Here is a 17,608-nt window from a genome sequence, read left to right on the forward strand (position 1 = left end):
TCCGTTTTATGATCTTATTTTTTATTATATCAGTAATGACTGCTATGCTCTTCTATAAAGGTTCGATGCAGGTTGGCTGTTGTAAACGGCATTTTCTTTGTATAAACTAACAGGATTAGTTAAAATAGAATCTGGATCGACTCTGTATATGTATAAGGAACTGGATTACATAGAAATTCGATGGAAGGGGACAGGATGATGTCGCCTAGAAACGGAGTAAAACTGCAAGATATCCTGCGGGCTGCCGAGGACATTGCCAATGAACAAGGGATGGGGGATGTCACGCTCACCACGCTGGCGCAAAAGCTGCACATTCGCCCTCCGTCCTTGTATAACCACGTGAACGGATTGAACGGACTGCGCCAAGTACTGGCATTGCACAGTCTCGAACAGTTGGAGGAAACTTTGATGAGCGCAGCGGTTGGTAGAGCGGGCGAAGATGCACTGACCGCTATGGGGAAGGCGTATATGCGGTATGCTCGCGAGCGACCAGGTTTGTATGAAGCGATGCTGTATGCAACTGATCGAAATGATACCGAAATGAGGCAGGCTGCGGATCGCGTGGCCGAGCTGGTCATTACCGTCCTGTCCAGTGGTTATGGCTTTAAGGAAGAAGATTGCATTCATGCAGCGAGGGGATTCCGTAGTCTGCTTCATGGATTTGCCTCGCTTGAACAAAAGGGCGGCTTTGGTTTACCTGTGGAAGTGGATCGGAGCATTGAGGTGATGATGGCTACCTTTTTGGCAGGTCTGCGTGTGCGGCAAAAGAGAGATGTCGAGCTTACCAAAGAAGTCTGATTTCAACCTGATGCAGCTAACATGATTGCGTCGCAGACCCGAAGGGTAAAATACATCTGTATAATGTAGATGAGAGACTGCGAATACAGGAGGGGTATGAGTGAACGTACTGGTGATTGGCGCAAATGGAAAAGTAGGCAGACATCTTGTTCGCCTACTGGGGCAGAATAAATCGCATCGCGTAAAGGCGTTGATCCGCCATTCGGATCAGGCCGAAGCGCTTGAACGTTTGGGAGCAGAAACGGTGGTAGCTGACCTCGAAGGGACGGTTGGTGATATTGCCGCAGCTATAAAGGGCAGCGATGCTGTCGTATTCACAGCAGGCTCCGGTGGAAAAACAGGAGCGGATAAAACACTGCTTATCGACCTGGATGGAGCGGTCAAGGCGATGGAAGCCGCCGAACAAGCGGGTATCCAGCGCTTCGTTATGGTCAGCGCCCTACATGCGGAGAATCGGGAGCAGTGGCCTGAATCCATTAAACCGTATTATGTGGCGAAGCATTACGCTGACCGCCTGTTGGAAGCGAGCAACCTGGACTACACGATTCTTCGTCCGGGTGGTCTGACGGATGATGTGGGCACCGGCAAAGTTGCTACCGGTGAGGAGCTCACCAGCCACACCATTTCTCGTGAAGATGTGGCGGCAGCGGTGGTAGCAGCGCTGGAGGAACAGCAGACGTATCAACGTGCAATTAATCTGGTGTCTGGCAGTACGCCTATTGCTGAGGCAATCCGGCTGTAATTACGGATGAAGTTGTTGCAGAGGACGCTTATAAATGACCATAAAGCGAGAAGACGGGCACAATGGTCATCTTCTCGCTTTATGGTCATCTGGAATTACTCCGTTTGATAAAGAGGAAATAGCCAAGAAGGCTTCGTTATTAATAACAGGAGGAAAAGATGAATTCTTGTTTTGAGAGGCATCCCCGGGGGCAGAGTCCCGGGGATGCTTTTTGCTGTTTTCTCAGTACGGCCGTCCCCGTAGCAGTTCCAAGCTCCAACTCCAGCTGAATAGCAGCAAAAGTATTTGCTTAAAACTAATTATATTATTTATAATACTAATATAATTAGTTTATAATTAAGTCAAGGAGATGAGATAAATGCGTATTGTTCAGGTGCAGCATGTGTATCAATTGACGTTTATGCCCCGGCTGTTCCCGGTGAACTGTTATTTGGTGGAGGAGAAAGAGGGGCTCACCTTGGTAGATGCCGGATTGCCATACAGTACCCGTGGTATAGCGCAGGCTGCGGCGCGGATCGGGCAGCCGATTATTCGAATTGCACTTACCCATGCCCATGGGGATCATGTGGGTGCGTTGGATAAGCTCAAGGCAAGGTATCCTGACGCGCAAGTGTTCATTTCCAGGCGGGACGCACCGCTGCTACAGGGCGATGTATCGTTGGAGACAGGAGAACCGGATACTCCTATTCGAGGCGATGTACCGAAGCATATCCTTACCCAGCCTGACGTTTTACTGGAGGATGGGGATCATGTAGGTTCGCTGTTGGCGATCAGTGCACCAGGACATACGCCGGGCTCGATGGCATTTTTGGATACTCGCACCCGAGCGCTAATTGCAGGCGACGCCTTTCAGACCCGAGGTGGTATAGCGGTATCGGGAAGGCTTAAGCCGCTGTTTCCTTTTCCGGCACTGGCTACCTGGAACAAGGGAATTTCGCTGAAAAGCGCCAAAAAGCTGGCGAGTTTCAATCCATCTTTATTAGCTGTCGGTCACGGCAACATGCTGAAGCATCCGCAATCTCAGCTGGAAAGGGCGATTATGGAGATGGAACGACAATCTTCAGTATGATGATTCGGTATTCAGCCAACATTCAGCCAGAACTCACAAAGTCCTAAGCTAAGGCAGATACAATATGGGAAAATAGAAACAGAGAGAGGTGCATCGGATTTGAACGTTTGGAAAGCGAACGGTCTGAAATATATACTTCTATGTAGTCTCATATTGTGTGCTGTCGCTAGTGTCGTTTCGTTATGGAGTTATTCAGGTAGCTCCGCGTCCCAGTCTGCGGCTGTTAGGCAGGGCCCATCCGGCGGGTTTGGGGGAGGGGGCGGACCTGGCGGAGGTATGAGGGGGCCGGATTCGGCGAATAGCGCTGACAGCAAGAATCAGGGGACGACAGACCAACCTACCAACTCCTCCACTGAGGGGACATCGACATCGGGTGACAAAGGTACAACGACCGGGAATGATACGTCTGTATCGAGCGGCAGTGGTGTTGCCAGAGACGGACAGCACAGAGGCCCCGGTGGCATGTCTGGTAACGGATATGGCATGGGCGGTCCTGGCGGTGGTATGGGTGGTGGAAGAAGTGGGAACTCCTCATCTGCTTATGCTACTCCGCTGGCGATTTTCGCCGCTTTGTTCTTCGGTACGTTCGTGTTTATTGCGTACCGGTTTCGGGCTCGTGAATGGAAGCTCGGGGAACGTAATCGAGGACTGATGCTGTGGACTGTGCTGGGTGTGGGTTTCTTTTTAAGAATGGCGATCGCCCCATGGATTTCGGGTCACATGGATTTAATGCTATTCCGGAACTGGGCTACGACAGCAGCGGATAGCTTATCGGGCTTTTACACGAACGGATCAAGTGATTATCCGCCGTTCTATATTTATATTTTATATGTGATCGGTCAAATCGGCTCTACGGATGCTTTCAGTCCCTATATGTCCGTGCTGCTGCGGCTTCCCAATATATTAGCCGATATCGTGACAGCGTACATGCTGTACCGGTTGGCGAGCAAACGGGTCGGCTATGGAATAAGCCTTGGATTGGCTATATTCTACGTGTTTAACCCGGCGGTGTTTATCAATTCGACCTTCTGGGGGCAGGTAGATTCTTTCTTTACTATGCTGATTGTGGGCATGATTGTGCTGCTTGTGGAAAACCGGGTCGGCTGGTCCGCCGTATTGTTTACGGTAGCCGTATTGATGAAGCCGCAGGGAATTATTTATGGCCCTGTTCTGTTTTTTGAGCTGCTGAGACAACGAAAAATACAGCCTTGGCTGTTGTCCATTGGCGGTGCCGTTGTGACGACCATTCTGGTCATATTGCCATTTTCGTGGGGGCAAGAGCCGTTATGGCTACTTGACCTATACAAGGGAACGGTCGGCGAGTATCCGTATGCTTCGGTGAACGCGTATAACTTTTTTGCATTGATCGGTGGCAATTATACGCAGGACACTACAACATTGTTCCTGTTCAGTTACCATACATGGGGTATGATCTGCATTGTGCTGGTGACTTTATTTACATGGTGGATGTATATCCGCAGTCGCAAACCACAATTTGCAGCAGCAGCTGCGCTGGTGCTCATTGCAGGTGTATTTACCTTCGCTTCCAGCATGCATGAACGGTACTTGTTCCCTGCGGCCGCGTTAGCTGTACTGGCGTATCTGTATTTACGAGACCACAGATTTTTGTGGCTTGCGGGTGGATTCAGTCTTACGATTTTCCTGAACACCTTTGATATTTTCTATAGCTCCAACTCTCGGGATCAATACGGTATTATTTTGTGTGTGACATCATTGTTGAATGTGTTGTTGTTTGGGTATTTGGTCAAAGTAGTGTGGGATTGCTCCAAATCGACCACGATTGAGACTGCTCCTTCTACAGACAGAGTTTCGCCAGAACTTCCTTCAGCGCAGCCTGCATGGGGAGCGTCTTCCCAAGGTGTGAACACGACAATTGATAGTTAGTGGAGTATAAAATATGCTAAAAAACCGCCTTTTAACGAAATGAAAGTGGTTGATAGATCAACTGCAATCCATAAGTTAAAGAAGCGGTTTTTTGTTGTCCTCATGTTAGAGTAACATTGTATCTATGTGTCTCAATCCATATATTCGTTCAGTTTCTGTACATCGCAGATGGTAATCTCTCTTGTACCCCTGCTATGAATAATCCCCAGCTGTTCAAATTTTCCGAATTTGCGACTGATGGTTTCGCGGGTGACACCCACATAATTAGCCATTTCCTCGCGTGAAAGGGGGAGGTTTATTTTAATGTAGGAACCATCCGGCTTGCCGTATTTATGTCCAAGCTCAAGAATCATATAGGCGATGCGGATTTCCGGGTCTTTGGTAGCTAGGCTTTGAGCCAGGTTTTCGGTATGTGCCAAGCGTTTAGTAATGGTTTTGAGCAGCTTCAAAGAGATATCGGGATTGTTGCGGATCAACTGCTCCATATCATCCTTGGTGAGCATACAAATATCAGTATCTTTTAAGGCATACGCACTAAAGTTACTCAGCTCATCGCTGTTAAATATGTTCAACTCGCCAAAAAAATCGCCAGTTGTCAGAATGTGCAGAATTTGCTCCTTGCCCTGAGGCGTCATCTTCAGCAGCTTGACATGCCCGCTTTTAATAATGTACAGCGTATCGGATGCTTGTTCCTCGATAATCAGGGCTTCACCCTTCTGATATTTTCGGTGTCGGATCATGGAGCTGACCTTACACAAATCTTCGCAGGACAAAGAGGAAAAGATAGGCACTTTGCGGGCACAGGGCTCCTTTTCGCACTGGCAGGGACAGGACATCTCATTCACATTCATTCACTCCATTCATAAACCGGAAACTACAGGTTATAGCGCATGGTTGTTATTCTGTATCATCTATTGGGGCAAAATGACTTTGATCCTCACCGCAGACGGGACAAACCCAGTCTTCTGGAAGATCCTCAAACGCTGTACCAGGCATAACGTCTTCATCGGGGTCACCGATAGCAGGATCATAAATGTATCCACAGGGCTGACAAACATATTTTTTCATCTCTAGTTCTCCTTGTCATTCAAAATTTTTGTAAGCTCTGGTGCGTCCGGTTTGAGTCCCTGCATGATGGCTGTTTTGTATGGTAGTGAAGCAAGGGCATCTCCAAAGCCAATCACGCCGCAGATAGAGCCGTTTTGTATGAACATACGTGTATAAGAAGCTCGATTTTTAATAATCAGGCTGGTGTCGCAGAATTGTTCATCTACCAGACCGATGGAAAAGAGAGGAGATTCATAGCAGTTCGAAAGGGTTACAGGGAGGGGACGCTGATAGCTGACGGATGCGCCCGCCATATTAGCGCCTGCTATTTTTCCCTGCTCCATTGCGCTTTCCCATAACCCATCTACTCTACTCTGAAATTCGGCTGCATCACCTGCTGCATAGATATTGGCGGAGCTGGTCTCCATCTGCGCATTCACCAGAATGCCTTGTCCAATATCAAGGCCGATTTGGCGAGCAAGCTCCGTATTCGGTACAATTCCGATAGAGTACACGACATGCTCGCAAGGGATAACAGAGCCGTCCTGTAGTTCCACACCTTCTACGTGATCTGTGCCTTTAATACGTTTTACGCCTTGCCCAAGGTTGATCTGAGTACCCCGTTCGGTCATTTGATCGGTCAAAATAGCGGAGGCCTTTTCATCTAGCTGGCGGGGCATAAGCCGATGCGAAGCTTCCAGTATGGTTACAGCATACCCTGCTTGCTGGAAGGACCAGGCGGTTTCCACGCCTTGAATACCGCCGCCGATGATACATATCCGGTCTCCCTGTCGCAATTCTGCTTTAAGGCTATCTGCATCTTGTCGAAAACGGATATTGTGAACGTTCCTTAGAGAAGCCCCATCCAGCACAAGCTTACGGTTGTGAGCTCCTGTACACAGCAGCAGCTTGTCATAAGCAATGGTTTGTCCATCTATTGTTTTGATAGTACAATCCTTTGGATGTATCTCGGTTATCTTGATGCCGGAATACACATGAATTCGTTGATTGGCAAACCATTTTTCCTTTTTGATCAGGATTTTGTCACTGTGCAAATCAGTAAATAGTCCCTTGGAAAGTTTGACTCTGTTATACGGAAAGGATGCTTCCTCCCCGTAAATAGAAATTTCGGCCAGCTCATCATGATCTCTAATCGCTTTTGCCGCGTTGACGGCGGCGACACTGCCTCCGATAATAACGTAATGTTGGTTACCCATTCAGTATCTCTCCTATTCGCTATACGCTACTGTGTTTTAAATAACACTAAGCAGTAGATCTGAGACAAATTCAGCGGCATTTTTAATTTTTTTCACTTTTTCAACTTCTGTAGGAGAGAAACGAATACGTACCGGGAATTCCACATGGGTCATACCCGTTGATTTGATTACATCTGAAGTGCTTTGGACCTTCATATTAGTACCGTTCAAGTAATCCTGTACAACTTCAATGGCTTCCCCGCTCCAGCCGTAGGAACCAAAGGCAGCAGCCAGCTTGCCTTCCAGATTCATCTTTTGCATTTGTTGCAATAGGTCTTCCAATTTGCCCGTCATATCGGCATATTTAGTAGAGCTACCAACGAACACAGCATCTGCTGAGGCAATACTATTCAATATTTCCGTTTCATCCGCTTTATCCACGTCCCATAGCTCCACCTTGATTTGGTTCTCCAAAAAGCAGTCCTTCAGGATGTTTGCCATTTTTTTAGTATTATTTTTTAGGGTGGCATAGACAATCGCTACTTTTTTATCCTCCTTGGTTTCGGTACTCATAGAGGCGTACAAATCAATAAACTTGGCAATATCATGCCGGATTGCGAAGCCGTGGGAAGGTGCAATCATCTCAATATCCAGATCGGCAACAGCTTCGATTAATGTACGCACATATCTGCGATGTGGATGAATAATAGCCTGATAGTATCCGATAAAGTCCTCGGTGATATCAAAACCAGCCTCATCGGCAAATAGATGCTCTACAGCCACGTGTGTACTGAAAATATCGCAAGGGAACAAGATTTTATCTTCTATACAATACGTAATCATGGTTTCTTCTGTATGCAGATAAGGAGTTTCTTTGAACAGCAGCGTTTTGCCTCCAATGTCCAGTTGATCTCCATCCTTGATTACGAGGAAGTTGCGATGCTGAAGCTTGTACATTTGTTGAATTTCCGGAACGGCAATCTCAGTGCAGACAATCGTAGCGTTCGTTGCCTTGGAAGCAAGTGCAGCCAATCCGCCCGAGTGATCTGGTTCCGTGTGATTGACGATGATATATTGAATATCCAATGGATCGATCAATTCGGTTACAGCTTCGGCAAATTCTCTACCGAACGCCATATCCACGGTATCCACAATGGTTGGCTTTCCGGTTTTTAATAGATATGCATTATAAGTTGTACCCTTTGATAGTAAAAGACGATGAAAGGGAACCTCACGATTATCAATTTTTCCTACCCAATAAATATCCTTTGCCAGCTTGAATCCGGGCTTCATAGGAATAACCTCCTGCTTGTTATTGTTTTAGCATCTTGCATAATCCGATTCTAGTTGGATGTGTCGATGAAAAAGATGATTGAAATCAAATTTTTAAATATTTTAAAAGTATTTTCACTTAAATTTAGTTTTGTGATTGCAATCACAAGTCGAGCGAAATAATCCAATACAATAAAGGTATTAATCCATCTTAAGCAAATTTAATTTCAAACAGGAGCGTGAACCAATATGAAAAAATCAAATCTCATTCAATTTCAGGAATATAAGGAAGCTGCGTTTACAAAACGAATTGTGCATAAGGAAGCCGACAATGTAATTTTTATTCTCAACTTTACTCCTAATGCTGAGTTGCCAACACATAATCACCCAGGAGCGAATGTATATTTGCTTGTTCTTGAAGGCAGCGGTATTGTAACTGTGAACGGCGAAGCAACGGAAGTTGTCCAAGGGGATATCATTCATGTTACGGGAGATGAGCACTTTTCCTATCGTGGCGGTGCAGAGGCAAATTCCAGTCTGCATGTAGTGTTGACCCAAACGCCAAGTGAAAGCTATGCGCAGAACATATAAAAGAGGACACAGCAGCAACATGCTCATATAAAAAAAAGAAAAAGGTTATTTTTTTTACACTCGTATTGATAATGAATATCATTATCAAATTTTAAGAAGAGGTGTTAATAGCCAATGCAGACAGTAGATTACAAACAGGTGCCAGGGCACTGGATATTAGCAAGTCTCGGTAAGCGCGTGCTTAGGCCCGGAGGGTTAAAAACGACACGTTGGATGATAGAGGGACTTGACGTAACCGGGCAGGATGAGGTTATTGAGTTTGCCCCCGGATTGGGTATAACTGCCCAAATCACACTGCGGCTTAATCCCCGTCGTTATATTGCGATTGAACAGAATGAGAAGGCGGCTTCTATCGTAAAAACGTATGCAAGCGGAGCAAATCGGGAAGTCATTATTGCCGATGCTGAACAGGTTCCGTTGCCGGATGCCTCTGCGACGGTGGTATATGGGGAAGCCATGCTGACGATGCACACAAGGGCCAAGAAGGCGCAGATTATTTCGGAAGCCAGGCGGCTTTTGAAAGCAGGTGGGAAGTATGCTATTCATGAGATGTGCCTTGCTTCTAACCATATTGAGCCTGCGCTCAGAAAACAAATTTACAAGGATTTGGCTGTATCCATGAGAGTTAATGCGACACCGTTGACGGTGTCAGAGTGGGAACAGTTACTGAAAGAGGAAGGCTTTAAGGTCGTTAAAATCTATACGGTTCCCATGCACTTATTGCATTTGCCACGTATCATTCAGGACGAGGGCTGGTTGAGATTTGGGAAAATTGCCTTTAACCTTATGCGTAACCATGCTGCCCGGACAAGGGTTATGGGTATGCGCAAGCAGTTTGTAAAGTACGCCGACCATCTGCAAGCAGTCAGCATCATCGCTGAGCGATAGCCTGAATTCACGAATAAGAGAATAAAGCTTTTTACGCAATACGAAAAAAAGGAGACGAACCCCTATTCAGGGATTCGTCTCCTTTTTGTATATTTGCTGCTTTGGTTTGGCCGCTGGCGTGCGCATGCTTTGCACCCCTCTGTTCGTCATATAATACGCGTAACGAAAATTTCCAATTCCTGATGTTTTACATTACCATAGTGACTGAGACCATTGGAATAGTTAACCAAAATAATAAAATAGGCATACTTCAAAAGGAGGAAGCGTGTTATGAAGCTGCATCGAGCCATTGTGGTGGATGATGAAACCTTTACTCGTAAAGGGCTGCTTCAACTCATGGATTGGCAAGCCTGTGGTTTTGAAGTCGTAGGAGAAGCTGATAACGGTGAGGATGCGCTGGAGCTAATCAGCCGTATTCACCCGGACCTGGTCATTACCGATATTCGTATGCCTGTGCTGGACGGGTTAGAGCTGATTAGGTCTGTGCTCGAACAGAGTACAGAACATCCCGCGTTTATTATCTTAAGCGGCTATAGTGATTTTGCTTATGCGCAGCAGGCAATCCGCTATGGGGTTCATGATTTTATGCTTAAGCCGATTGATGAGGGTGACTTTTCGGCTACATTGCGCAAGCTGAGTGAAAGACTGCATCGTGAACAGCAGAATGCGCAACGATATCAGAATCACCATGCAGGTGGGCTGTTAGAGACTGTGATGATGAACCCAGTGGATGATGTAGTGGTGACACAGTGGGAGCAGCAGCTACGGCTTGGGGAAGCCACTTATATGTACTATGTACTCGTCGAGCTGAATGACCAACATCCCTGGCGCTCCGGTGACAATAATATCATGCTATCGCTTTTCCAATTCAGGGAGCTTATAGAGCAAGCGCTTCATCGGTTAATGGATGGCAAGTACCCTCTCTATGTTCATGAGCATCGTAACCGGATTGGTCTTATCGTACCGGACTTCCTTTTGGAGTGTTTTGAAGGCAAGGTCGAAGTTCTTATGAAAGCGCTACAACGCGAGATAGAGGGGATGAAGACACTAAAAGATCAGCTGGGAAGTCGAGTTTTCATCTATGCAGGAAAGCCTGTGAATCGGTTGCAGGATATCCAGCAGTCCTATGCCTGTGCGAAGGAGGCAGTGCTCCATAAATACATTTATGACCATGGCGGTATTGTTGTATATCTACAGGAGGAAATGCCACCACTTCACTATAAGACCATCCCTCAGGACGTACTGGATCGCTTGACGGAACAAGTTGAGGAACTGCGGTTGGATGAGCTGCGTGTGGCCGTGGATTATTTATTTAGCAGCTTTCGGGAGGAGTGTTATGCTCCTGAGGCTATGAAAATGAGTCTGCATCAGTGCGTACTTAGTATCGTTCGGGTCATTCAAAACATGCAGGGAGATGAGCGCTCACTTCAGTCACTAGAACCGATGATGAACTGGCAGGACATGAACCTGTCCCTGGGTGAACTACAGCGATTGTTTACAGCTTTTGCCGAGGAAAGTGGAAGGTATATCGGGGTTCTGCGCAAGGATTGTCAGCAAGGAGGCATCCAGCACATCCGTGCTTACATTGAGCAGCATGCCGCCGAGAATATAAGCCTGAAAAGTATTGCGGCTCGCTTTTACATGAACCCGGTATACCTCGGTCAATTGTTCAGAAAAACGTATGGTGTGTACTTTAACGAATTTCTGCTGAAATTGCGCGTTCAGGAGGCGAAACGCTTGTTGCGGCAGACGGATCTGCGGATTTATGAAATTGCTGAGCGCGTGGGCTTCGGCAGTTCAGACTACTTTGTTACCCAGTTTGAAAAGATGGCGCATGCCACACCAAGCGAATACCGCAACAGCCTGATTGTTGGCAACGAGTCAGAGAGGGCCGGCGAATGAAGATGCTGAGAATGACTCTTGATCATGTACGACTGCGAGATAAAATGCTGCTGCTTTATTTTCTCTGTGTTTTTACGCCTGTAGTGCTGACCAATCTGATTTTTTACCATGTCACCTCGCAAAACGTGAAGGAACAGCGTATGCAGGATATTTCGCGCGCACTGGAACAGATTAAAATTGAATTTTACCGTGAATTTGAAGATGCGATGGAAATCTCGTCTATCTTTTATACGGATCATCAGCTCAATGAGGTATTGGAAGAAACATATCCCCACCCTGCTGACTATATCGCCGCTTATGACTCTTATTTACGTCATATCTTGAACAACACTTACAGTCCTGCATACCATTCCGTAGGTGGAATTACGATCTACACCAATAATTCAACGCTGCTGAATTCCGGGGGAATCAGCTTTATAGATGAGGGAGTCAGAAGTTTGCCATGGTATACCAAAATCTCGCCTGGACGCCAGTCCAAGCCTATATTTGTACGTACCGATGACAGTACAGGTGAACAGACGTACCCTTTTAGCCTGATTCGGCGGATGAACTACTTTTATTCCCAAAATGGTCGTGAAAAAATACTGAAAATAGAACTGCGAATGTCGTCCATTCGGGAGATTTTCAATAACCTGAATTTGCAGGGAAGTCTCTTTCTGCTGAACGAACGAGGGGGAATCGAATATACAACGGACCCCAAAGTGGATATAAACCACAAAAATGTGGCCTATAACACTCTCAAGCTGCCCGAGGACACGATGGAGTTCAAGACAAATTATGTGCTTACGAGCAATCTGAATGGCTGGAGCATTGTGGCTGCGGTATCGAGAGATGCAGTGCTGTATGAAATGCAGGAATCCCGCAATTTTGTGCTCTTGTTAACCTGTGTAAATATGCTGCTGCCTACATTAATCATTATTTGGATTACACGTTCGTTGAACGTGAGGATTCATCGTATTTTAAAGCACATGAAAAAGGTGAAAAACCAGCATTTTGAGCTGATTCGCGGCACAGAGTCGCGAGATGAGATCGGGCAATTAACAGGGGAGTTTAATCGGATGACGCTGAAAATAAAGCGACTGATTAACGATGTCTATATGGCCGATATACAGCGAAAAAATCTGGAAATTCAGCGCAGACATGCCCAGTTGAATGCACTTCACAGTCAGATCAACCCACATTTTCTGTTCAATGCACTGGAGACGATTCGCATGCGGAGCTTGATGAAGCATGAGGATGAGACAGCGCGCATTATTCATAACATGGCACGGATTTTCCGCAATTCGCTGGTGTGGAACAAGGATCGGGTTACTTTGCGGGAGGAGCTGGAGCTGATCCGTTGTTTTCTGGAAATTCAGCAATATCGCTTTGGTGAGCGAATACAGTACGAAGTGCAGGCTCGCTCTGAAGACTTGGACAATCTGCTTCCCAAAATGGTCGCGCTGACACTGGTTGAAAATGCAAGTATCCACGGCATTGAGCCGCTAAAGCATGGAGGACGCATTGAGATTCATTTTGAGCATGAGGAAGGACAACTGATTCTAACGGTTCGGGATGATGGGGTGGGCATGTCTGAGGAACAGGTACAACGCTTGTATGGTTACATGCAAAGGCAGGAAGAAATGGGTGAGCGTATAGGTCTGCAAAATGTCATCTATCGTCTTAAGATTTACTACGGGAGCCGCTTTGAGTTTGCCATTCGCAGCGCACCCGGCGAAGGTACGGAGATTCGAATTAGGATTCCTGCGGATCGGGAGTGAGGTGGAGAGCAGTACCTATTTTGCTTTGAAGGACCTTTACCTATAGTTTTCTAAGTAACACCTTTAGATTGACAGGTGAACGAAATGAACAGCATTTTATAAAATGAAAGTGCTTACAATTTAGGGCGTGCGGGATTCTCAGCACTTGAGGTACATGCGCACGATATTCACACACAATCGACAAAAGAGGGCGAAAGGGGAGGGTCTGGCATGACAAGCAAAAGGTTCGGAATCATCACTCTGGTAATGGTTATGATGGCGTCTATGATCGCTGCTTGCTCAGGGAGCTCGGGCAAGGAGCCGGCGTCAGGAGATAGCAAGGAGAAGGTCACATTCACGTATTTTAATGCCACTGCGGGGAGGGACACTAATACCAATGAAACGCGGATCGGCAAAATCCTGGAGGATCAGACGGGGGTAAACTGGAAGCTGGAGCATTTGGTGGGTGATTCCAATACGAAGATTGGTACATTTATTGCCAGTAACGATTACCCGGATGTGATAGTACCGGATGGCACGATCGATAAGCTGCTGGATGCCGGGGCTTTTATTCCCCTGAATGATTTGATCGACAAATATGGACCCAATATTAAGCGTGTATATGGACCGTACTACAACTTGATGAAAGCGGAGGATGGGAACATTTACTTTCTGCCGCTCAGTGCGGTGGTAGGCGATTATTTACCTGCACCTAACTTAGAGCAAGGAGCCTTTTGGGTGCAACGCAGGGTATTAAAAGAAGCGGGATATCCAAAAATCAAAACACTTGACGAGTATTTAGCCCTGATTCGTAACTATGCGAAAAAGCATGCAGATGAGGGATTGACTGGGTACCTGGCGTTAACCACGCAGGATAGGTTTTATGCTCTTACGAACGCGCCGATGCATCTGGCAGGCTATCCGAATGATGGCGGCACGATTATTGATATGAAAACACACCGGGCCACGGATTATGGAGATATGGAAATCACAAAGCGGTATCTGAAAGAGCTAAATCAGCTCAATGTAGAGGGCCTATTTGATAAATCGTCCTTTGTGGACAATTACGATCAATATTTGGCAAAGCTGACCTCGGGTAAGGTGCTGGGCTTTTTCGACTACCGCTGGCAGGCGGGGCAGGCCCTGAATAATCTGCAGGAGGCTTCCAAGCAATCGGGCAATGATGATATGGAGTATATAGGGCTGCCTGTTGTATACGACCAGAATATAAAGGATCAGTACATTGATCCTTCGTCATTCGTTAATAACCGAGGCATAGGAATTACGGTCAGTGCCAAGGACCCGGTGCGTATCATCAAATTTTTTGACAACCTGCTGACGGACGAAAACCAGATATTATCCAACTGGGGAATCAAGGGAGAAACCTATGATGTAGATAAAAAAGGACGCTTTTACCGGACTGAGGAGCAAATTAAGCAGACTGGTCAGGACGCGTTCCGCGAATCATTCGGGTTCAAATATTTTGAATACAGTTGGCCGCGATACGGTAGCGGTTCTACCCTGCCTGACGGCAACTCGGTTGGCCCCGGACGGCAGCCTGAGGTTGCGCGTATGTCCTACACCGAGGGAGATAAAAAGCTACTAAAAGTCTATGGTGTAGAGTCCTTCTCGCAAATGTTTTCCGCACCTGACGAGCGCCCATGGTATCCGGCCTGGAGTATTCCGATTGCTCAAGGCTCAACTGCGCAGCTCTTCCAGCAAAAGAAGGGGGACCTACAGCGCAAATATTTCCCGCGTTTGGTGCTGTCTGCACCGGAGCAGTTTGATGCGATTTGGAATGAATACACCACTGAATTCAACAAGCTGGATGTAAAGGCGTATGAGGAGCTGATCACGAAGGAGGTTGCCAAAAAAATCGAAAATCCCGGTAAAAAGTAAAGGAGGAAGCAGCTATGGGCCACTCGTCACCACCACCTGTCACGATCTCCTCGGATCATTTGCCGCCCTCGCGGCGAACCGGCTTTAGGGGATTTATGCACAAGCTGAATCAGCAACGGGCACTGGTATGGATGTCCGTCCCTTTTTTAATCTGGCTGTTCATCTTCAAGTATTTGCCCATCTGGGGCTGGACGATTGCCTTTCAGGATTTTAAGCCTGCCCGCAAGTTGCTCGATCAGCAATGGGTCGGATTAAAACATTTCCATTTTCTATTTCAGGATGAACACTTTCTGCGGGTCATGCGCAATACGCTGGCGATGAGCTTTATTAATCTGGTGCTGGGCTTTGTCACCGCTATAACATTAGCGATTTTGCTGAATGAGCTTCGTCAGATCATGTTCAAGCGGGTCGTGCAGACGGTCAGCTATCTGCCACATTTTATTTCGTGGGTGGTCGCGGCTAGCATCATCAGTACGGCGCTGTCTGCGGATGGCGGCATCATCAATGAGGTGCTGATGTGGCTGGGGTTGATTAAGGAGCCTATTCTATGGCTGGGCGAGGGAAGCTATTTTTGGGGCATTCTCGGTGCATCGGAGGTATGGAAAAATGTCGGCTGGAACACCATCATTTATTTGGCCGCGATGACGATGATTGATCCCTCGCAGTATGAGGCAGCCGAGATGGACGGAGCCGGGCGTTTTCAGCGGATTTGGCATGTGACATTACCGGGGTTGAAGCCTGTATTTATCATCCTGCTCATTATGAACATCGGCAATTTACTGGAATCCGGCTTTGAACCGCAATACTTACTGGGCAACGGCATGAACGTGGATTACTCGGAGAATCTGGATATTTTCGTGCTGAAATATGGTATTCAGATGGGTAATTTCTCGCTTTCCATTGCTGCTGGGATGTTCAAAACGGTGGTCAGCTTCATCTTACTGTTTAGCGCCAATCATATTGCGAAGCGGTTAGGGGAGGAGAGGCTGTTCTAGAATAAAGGGAGTTATGGGGGGAGAAAGCCGCTCCGCGTGCGGATTGTTCTTCCGATCGCTGTTATCCCCGTATTTTCTTATTGGAATAAAGATCATAGGTTAAAATCCGGGGATAAAGGCGAACGCTCCGCTTCTTCAGAACAATTCCGCCCGCTCCGCTGCTACCCGCCGTAAAGTCACTTTTTTTGAGAACTGAGGGTAGTGGCAAGGGGAGAGTTTATGGAAGGCGCGTGACTCGCGCTTCCTTGGGTAAATGTGCCATCATGGTTGGCTCAGCTTCGCTATCGCTTGTTTTTAGGATTGTGCTAGTGGTGGTGGTAACAGAAGGTGCATGCTCATGCATACTACAGGTGCAAGTCAGTGGATTTTTAGCAGGCCGCTTCGCTGACCTCATCAAAACCTTATCAAACGAACTAAAACATGACTTCTTATAGTACCAATAATATTTCACCAAGGTTAACTCCAATTGCTACTAATATAACCACTCAAAATAACAGTTCCAAGTAACAGCACCAACAAGCTCCAATAACAATTAGTTGAATTAGGGTGCGCGATCCAAATGCCTAAACTATTTTTTAGAAAGGAGCGGAAGTCATGGGCAAAGGGAAGGCCGTACACGGGCGATTTCGGGCCCCCTCAGATCGAATTTTTGATGCGTGCAATATCGTGTTTATGCTCTGCCTGATGGTGTTCACGCTGTATCCGTTTTTAAATACGCTGGCGGTTTCGTTAAATGAAGCGAATGATTCGATTCGGGGCGGGATCTATTTGTGGCCACGTGAATTCACTTGGAGTAATTATGAATTTGTGTTCAAGGAAGCGACGATTTTCCATGCTACGCTGATTTCTGTATTACGTACAGTTGTGGGCACAGTGACTTCGGTGTTTTGCTGCGCGATGGTGGCGTACACGATCAGCCGGCCGGAATATGTGCTGCGCAAATTTGTTTCGATTGCTTTTATTTTAACGATGTATTTTAGCGGTGGATTGATTCCGAACTTTCTCCTGATTCGTGAGCTTGGGATGCTGGGGACTTTCTGGGTGTATGTCGTGCCGGGATTGATTGGGGTGTTTAATGTGATTGTCATTCGCTCCTTTATTGAGGGATTGCCGGAAGGGATTTTGGAGTCGGCGCGTATTGACGGGGCTGGGGAGTTTGCCACTTTTATGCGCATCGTTTTGCCGCTGTGTGTTCCCGTACTGGCGACGGTGTCGCTTTTTACAGCGGTCGCGCAATGGAATTCCTGGTTCGATGTGTTTTTGTACAATTCGTCATATGAGCAATGGAGCACTCTTCAATATGAGCTGATGAAAATACTGCAAAATTCCAATACGTCTGTTAACGCTCAGGATTATGCGAGCCAATTCGCTGGTTCGGAAAATCTGGCGAAGTCGGTCACGCCTACCTCGATTCGGGCCACGATGACGATTGTCGCTTCAGTGCCTATTATTTTAGTTTATCCCTTTTTGCAAAAATACTTTGTGAAGGGTATGACCTTGGGCGGTGTCAAAGGATAGTAAATGAAAACCAATGGTGCCAAATACCAATTCCAAAAAATTGGAGT

At 46.8% G+C, this 17,608-nt stretch carries 15 protein-coding genes; 11 read left to right on the plus strand and 4 right to left on the minus strand.

Annotated features, from left to right (window positions below):
• The first annotated feature begins 198 nt into the window (after positions 1-198).
• The 4 genes from MHB46_RS15485 (at position 199) to MHB46_RS15500 (ending at position 4,514) form a co-directional block, all read left to right on the plus strand.
• On the plus strand, positions 199-798 hold the full coding sequence (locus tag MHB46_RS15485; protein WP_165178340.1) for a TetR/AcrR family transcriptional regulator: 600 nt from the start codon (positions 199-201) through the stop codon (positions 796-798).
• A 100-nt stretch (positions 799-898) separates the two neighbouring features.
• Positions 899-1,540, plus strand: coding sequence for an SDR family oxidoreductase (locus tag MHB46_RS15490; RefSeq protein WP_076295206.1), 642 nt, complete (start codon positions 899-901; stop codon positions 1,538-1,540).
• 358 nt (positions 1,541-1,898) lie between these two features.
• Complete coding sequence (locus MHB46_RS15495; RefSeq protein ID WP_341162783.1) at positions 1,899-2,609, plus strand: MBL fold metallo-hydrolase; 711 nt, start codon at positions 1,899-1,901, stop codon at positions 2,607-2,609.
• A 99-nt stretch (positions 2,610-2,708) separates the two neighbouring features.
• On the plus strand, positions 2,709-4,514 hold the full coding sequence (locus tag MHB46_RS15500; protein WP_341162784.1) for a glycosyltransferase 87 family protein: 1,806 nt from the start codon (positions 2,709-2,711) through the stop codon (positions 4,512-4,514).
• A 131-nt stretch (positions 4,515-4,645) separates the two neighbouring features.
• Here MHB46_RS15500 and MHB46_RS15505 read toward each other — a convergent pair whose 3' ends face one another.
• The 4 genes from MHB46_RS15505 to MHB46_RS15520 form a co-directional block, all read right to left on the minus strand.
• Positions 4,646-5,350 carry a Crp/Fnr family transcriptional regulator gene (locus tag MHB46_RS15505; protein WP_254326386.1) on the minus strand — a complete coding sequence of 235 codons (705 nt, stop codon included), beginning with the start codon at positions 5,348-5,350 and terminating at the stop codon, positions 4,646-4,648.
• A 61-nt stretch (positions 5,351-5,411) separates the two neighbouring features.
• Positions 5,412-5,582, minus strand: coding sequence for a rubredoxin (gene rd, locus MHB46_RS15510; RefSeq protein WP_007432984.1), 171 nt, complete (start codon positions 5,580-5,582; stop codon positions 5,412-5,414).
• Positions 5,583-5,584: 2 nt separating this feature from the next.
• A complete protein-coding gene (locus tag MHB46_RS15515; RefSeq protein ID WP_341162785.1) occupies positions 5,585-6,778 on the minus strand; it encodes an NAD(P)/FAD-dependent oxidoreductase in 1,194 nt (397 codons plus the stop codon).
• Positions 6,779-6,814: 36 nt separating this feature from the next.
• Positions 6,815-8,050: an FprA family A-type flavoprotein gene (locus MHB46_RS15520; protein WP_190298233.1), complete on the minus strand. Its 1,236-nt coding sequence runs from the start codon at positions 8,048-8,050 to the stop codon at positions 6,815-6,817.
• 228 nt (positions 8,051-8,278) lie between these two features.
• Between MHB46_RS15520 and MHB46_RS15525 the strand changes: the two genes are divergently transcribed.
• From MHB46_RS15525 to MHB46_RS15555, 7 genes are all read left to right on the plus strand, one after another.
• A complete protein-coding gene (locus MHB46_RS15525; RefSeq protein WP_103047231.1) occupies positions 8,279-8,620 on the plus strand; it encodes a cupin domain-containing protein in 342 nt (113 codons plus the stop codon).
• A 114-nt stretch (positions 8,621-8,734) separates the two neighbouring features.
• Positions 8,735-9,508: a class I SAM-dependent methyltransferase gene (locus MHB46_RS15530; protein WP_341162786.1), complete on the plus strand. Its 774-nt coding sequence runs from the start codon at positions 8,735-8,737 to the stop codon at positions 9,506-9,508.
• A gap of 270 nt (positions 9,509-9,778) precedes the next feature.
• Positions 9,779-11,410, plus strand: a complete 1,632-nt coding sequence (locus MHB46_RS15535) for a response regulator (protein ID WP_165178028.1) — start codon at positions 9,779-9,781, stop codon at positions 11,408-11,410.
• Complete coding sequence (locus MHB46_RS15540; RefSeq protein ID WP_341162787.1) at positions 11,407-13,170, plus strand: sensor histidine kinase; 1,764 nt, start codon at positions 11,407-11,409, stop codon at positions 13,168-13,170. Before MHB46_RS15535 ends, MHB46_RS15540 begins: the two co-directional genes overlap by 4 nt.
• 210 nt (positions 13,171-13,380) lie before the next feature.
• Positions 13,381-15,048 (plus strand): ABC transporter substrate-binding protein, encoded by a 1,668-nt coding sequence (locus tag MHB46_RS15545; protein WP_165178024.1) that lies wholly within the window; start codon positions 13,381-13,383, stop codon positions 15,046-15,048.
• Between the two features lie 14 nt (positions 15,049-15,062).
• Positions 15,063-16,043: an ABC transporter permease gene (locus tag MHB46_RS15550; RefSeq protein WP_165178022.1), complete on the plus strand. Its 981-nt coding sequence runs from the start codon at positions 15,063-15,065 to the stop codon at positions 16,041-16,043.
• Between the two features lie 594 nt (positions 16,044-16,637).
• Complete coding sequence (locus MHB46_RS15555) at positions 16,638-17,561, plus strand: carbohydrate ABC transporter permease (protein WP_103047237.1); 924 nt, start codon at positions 16,638-16,640, stop codon at positions 17,559-17,561.
• Positions 17,562-17,608: the final 47 nt, after the last annotated feature.

Source organism: Paenibacillus sp. FSL H7-0703 (genome assembly GCF_038003485.1).
Lineage (GTDB): Bacteria > Bacillota > Bacilli > Paenibacillales > Paenibacillaceae > Paenibacillus > Paenibacillus polymyxa_B.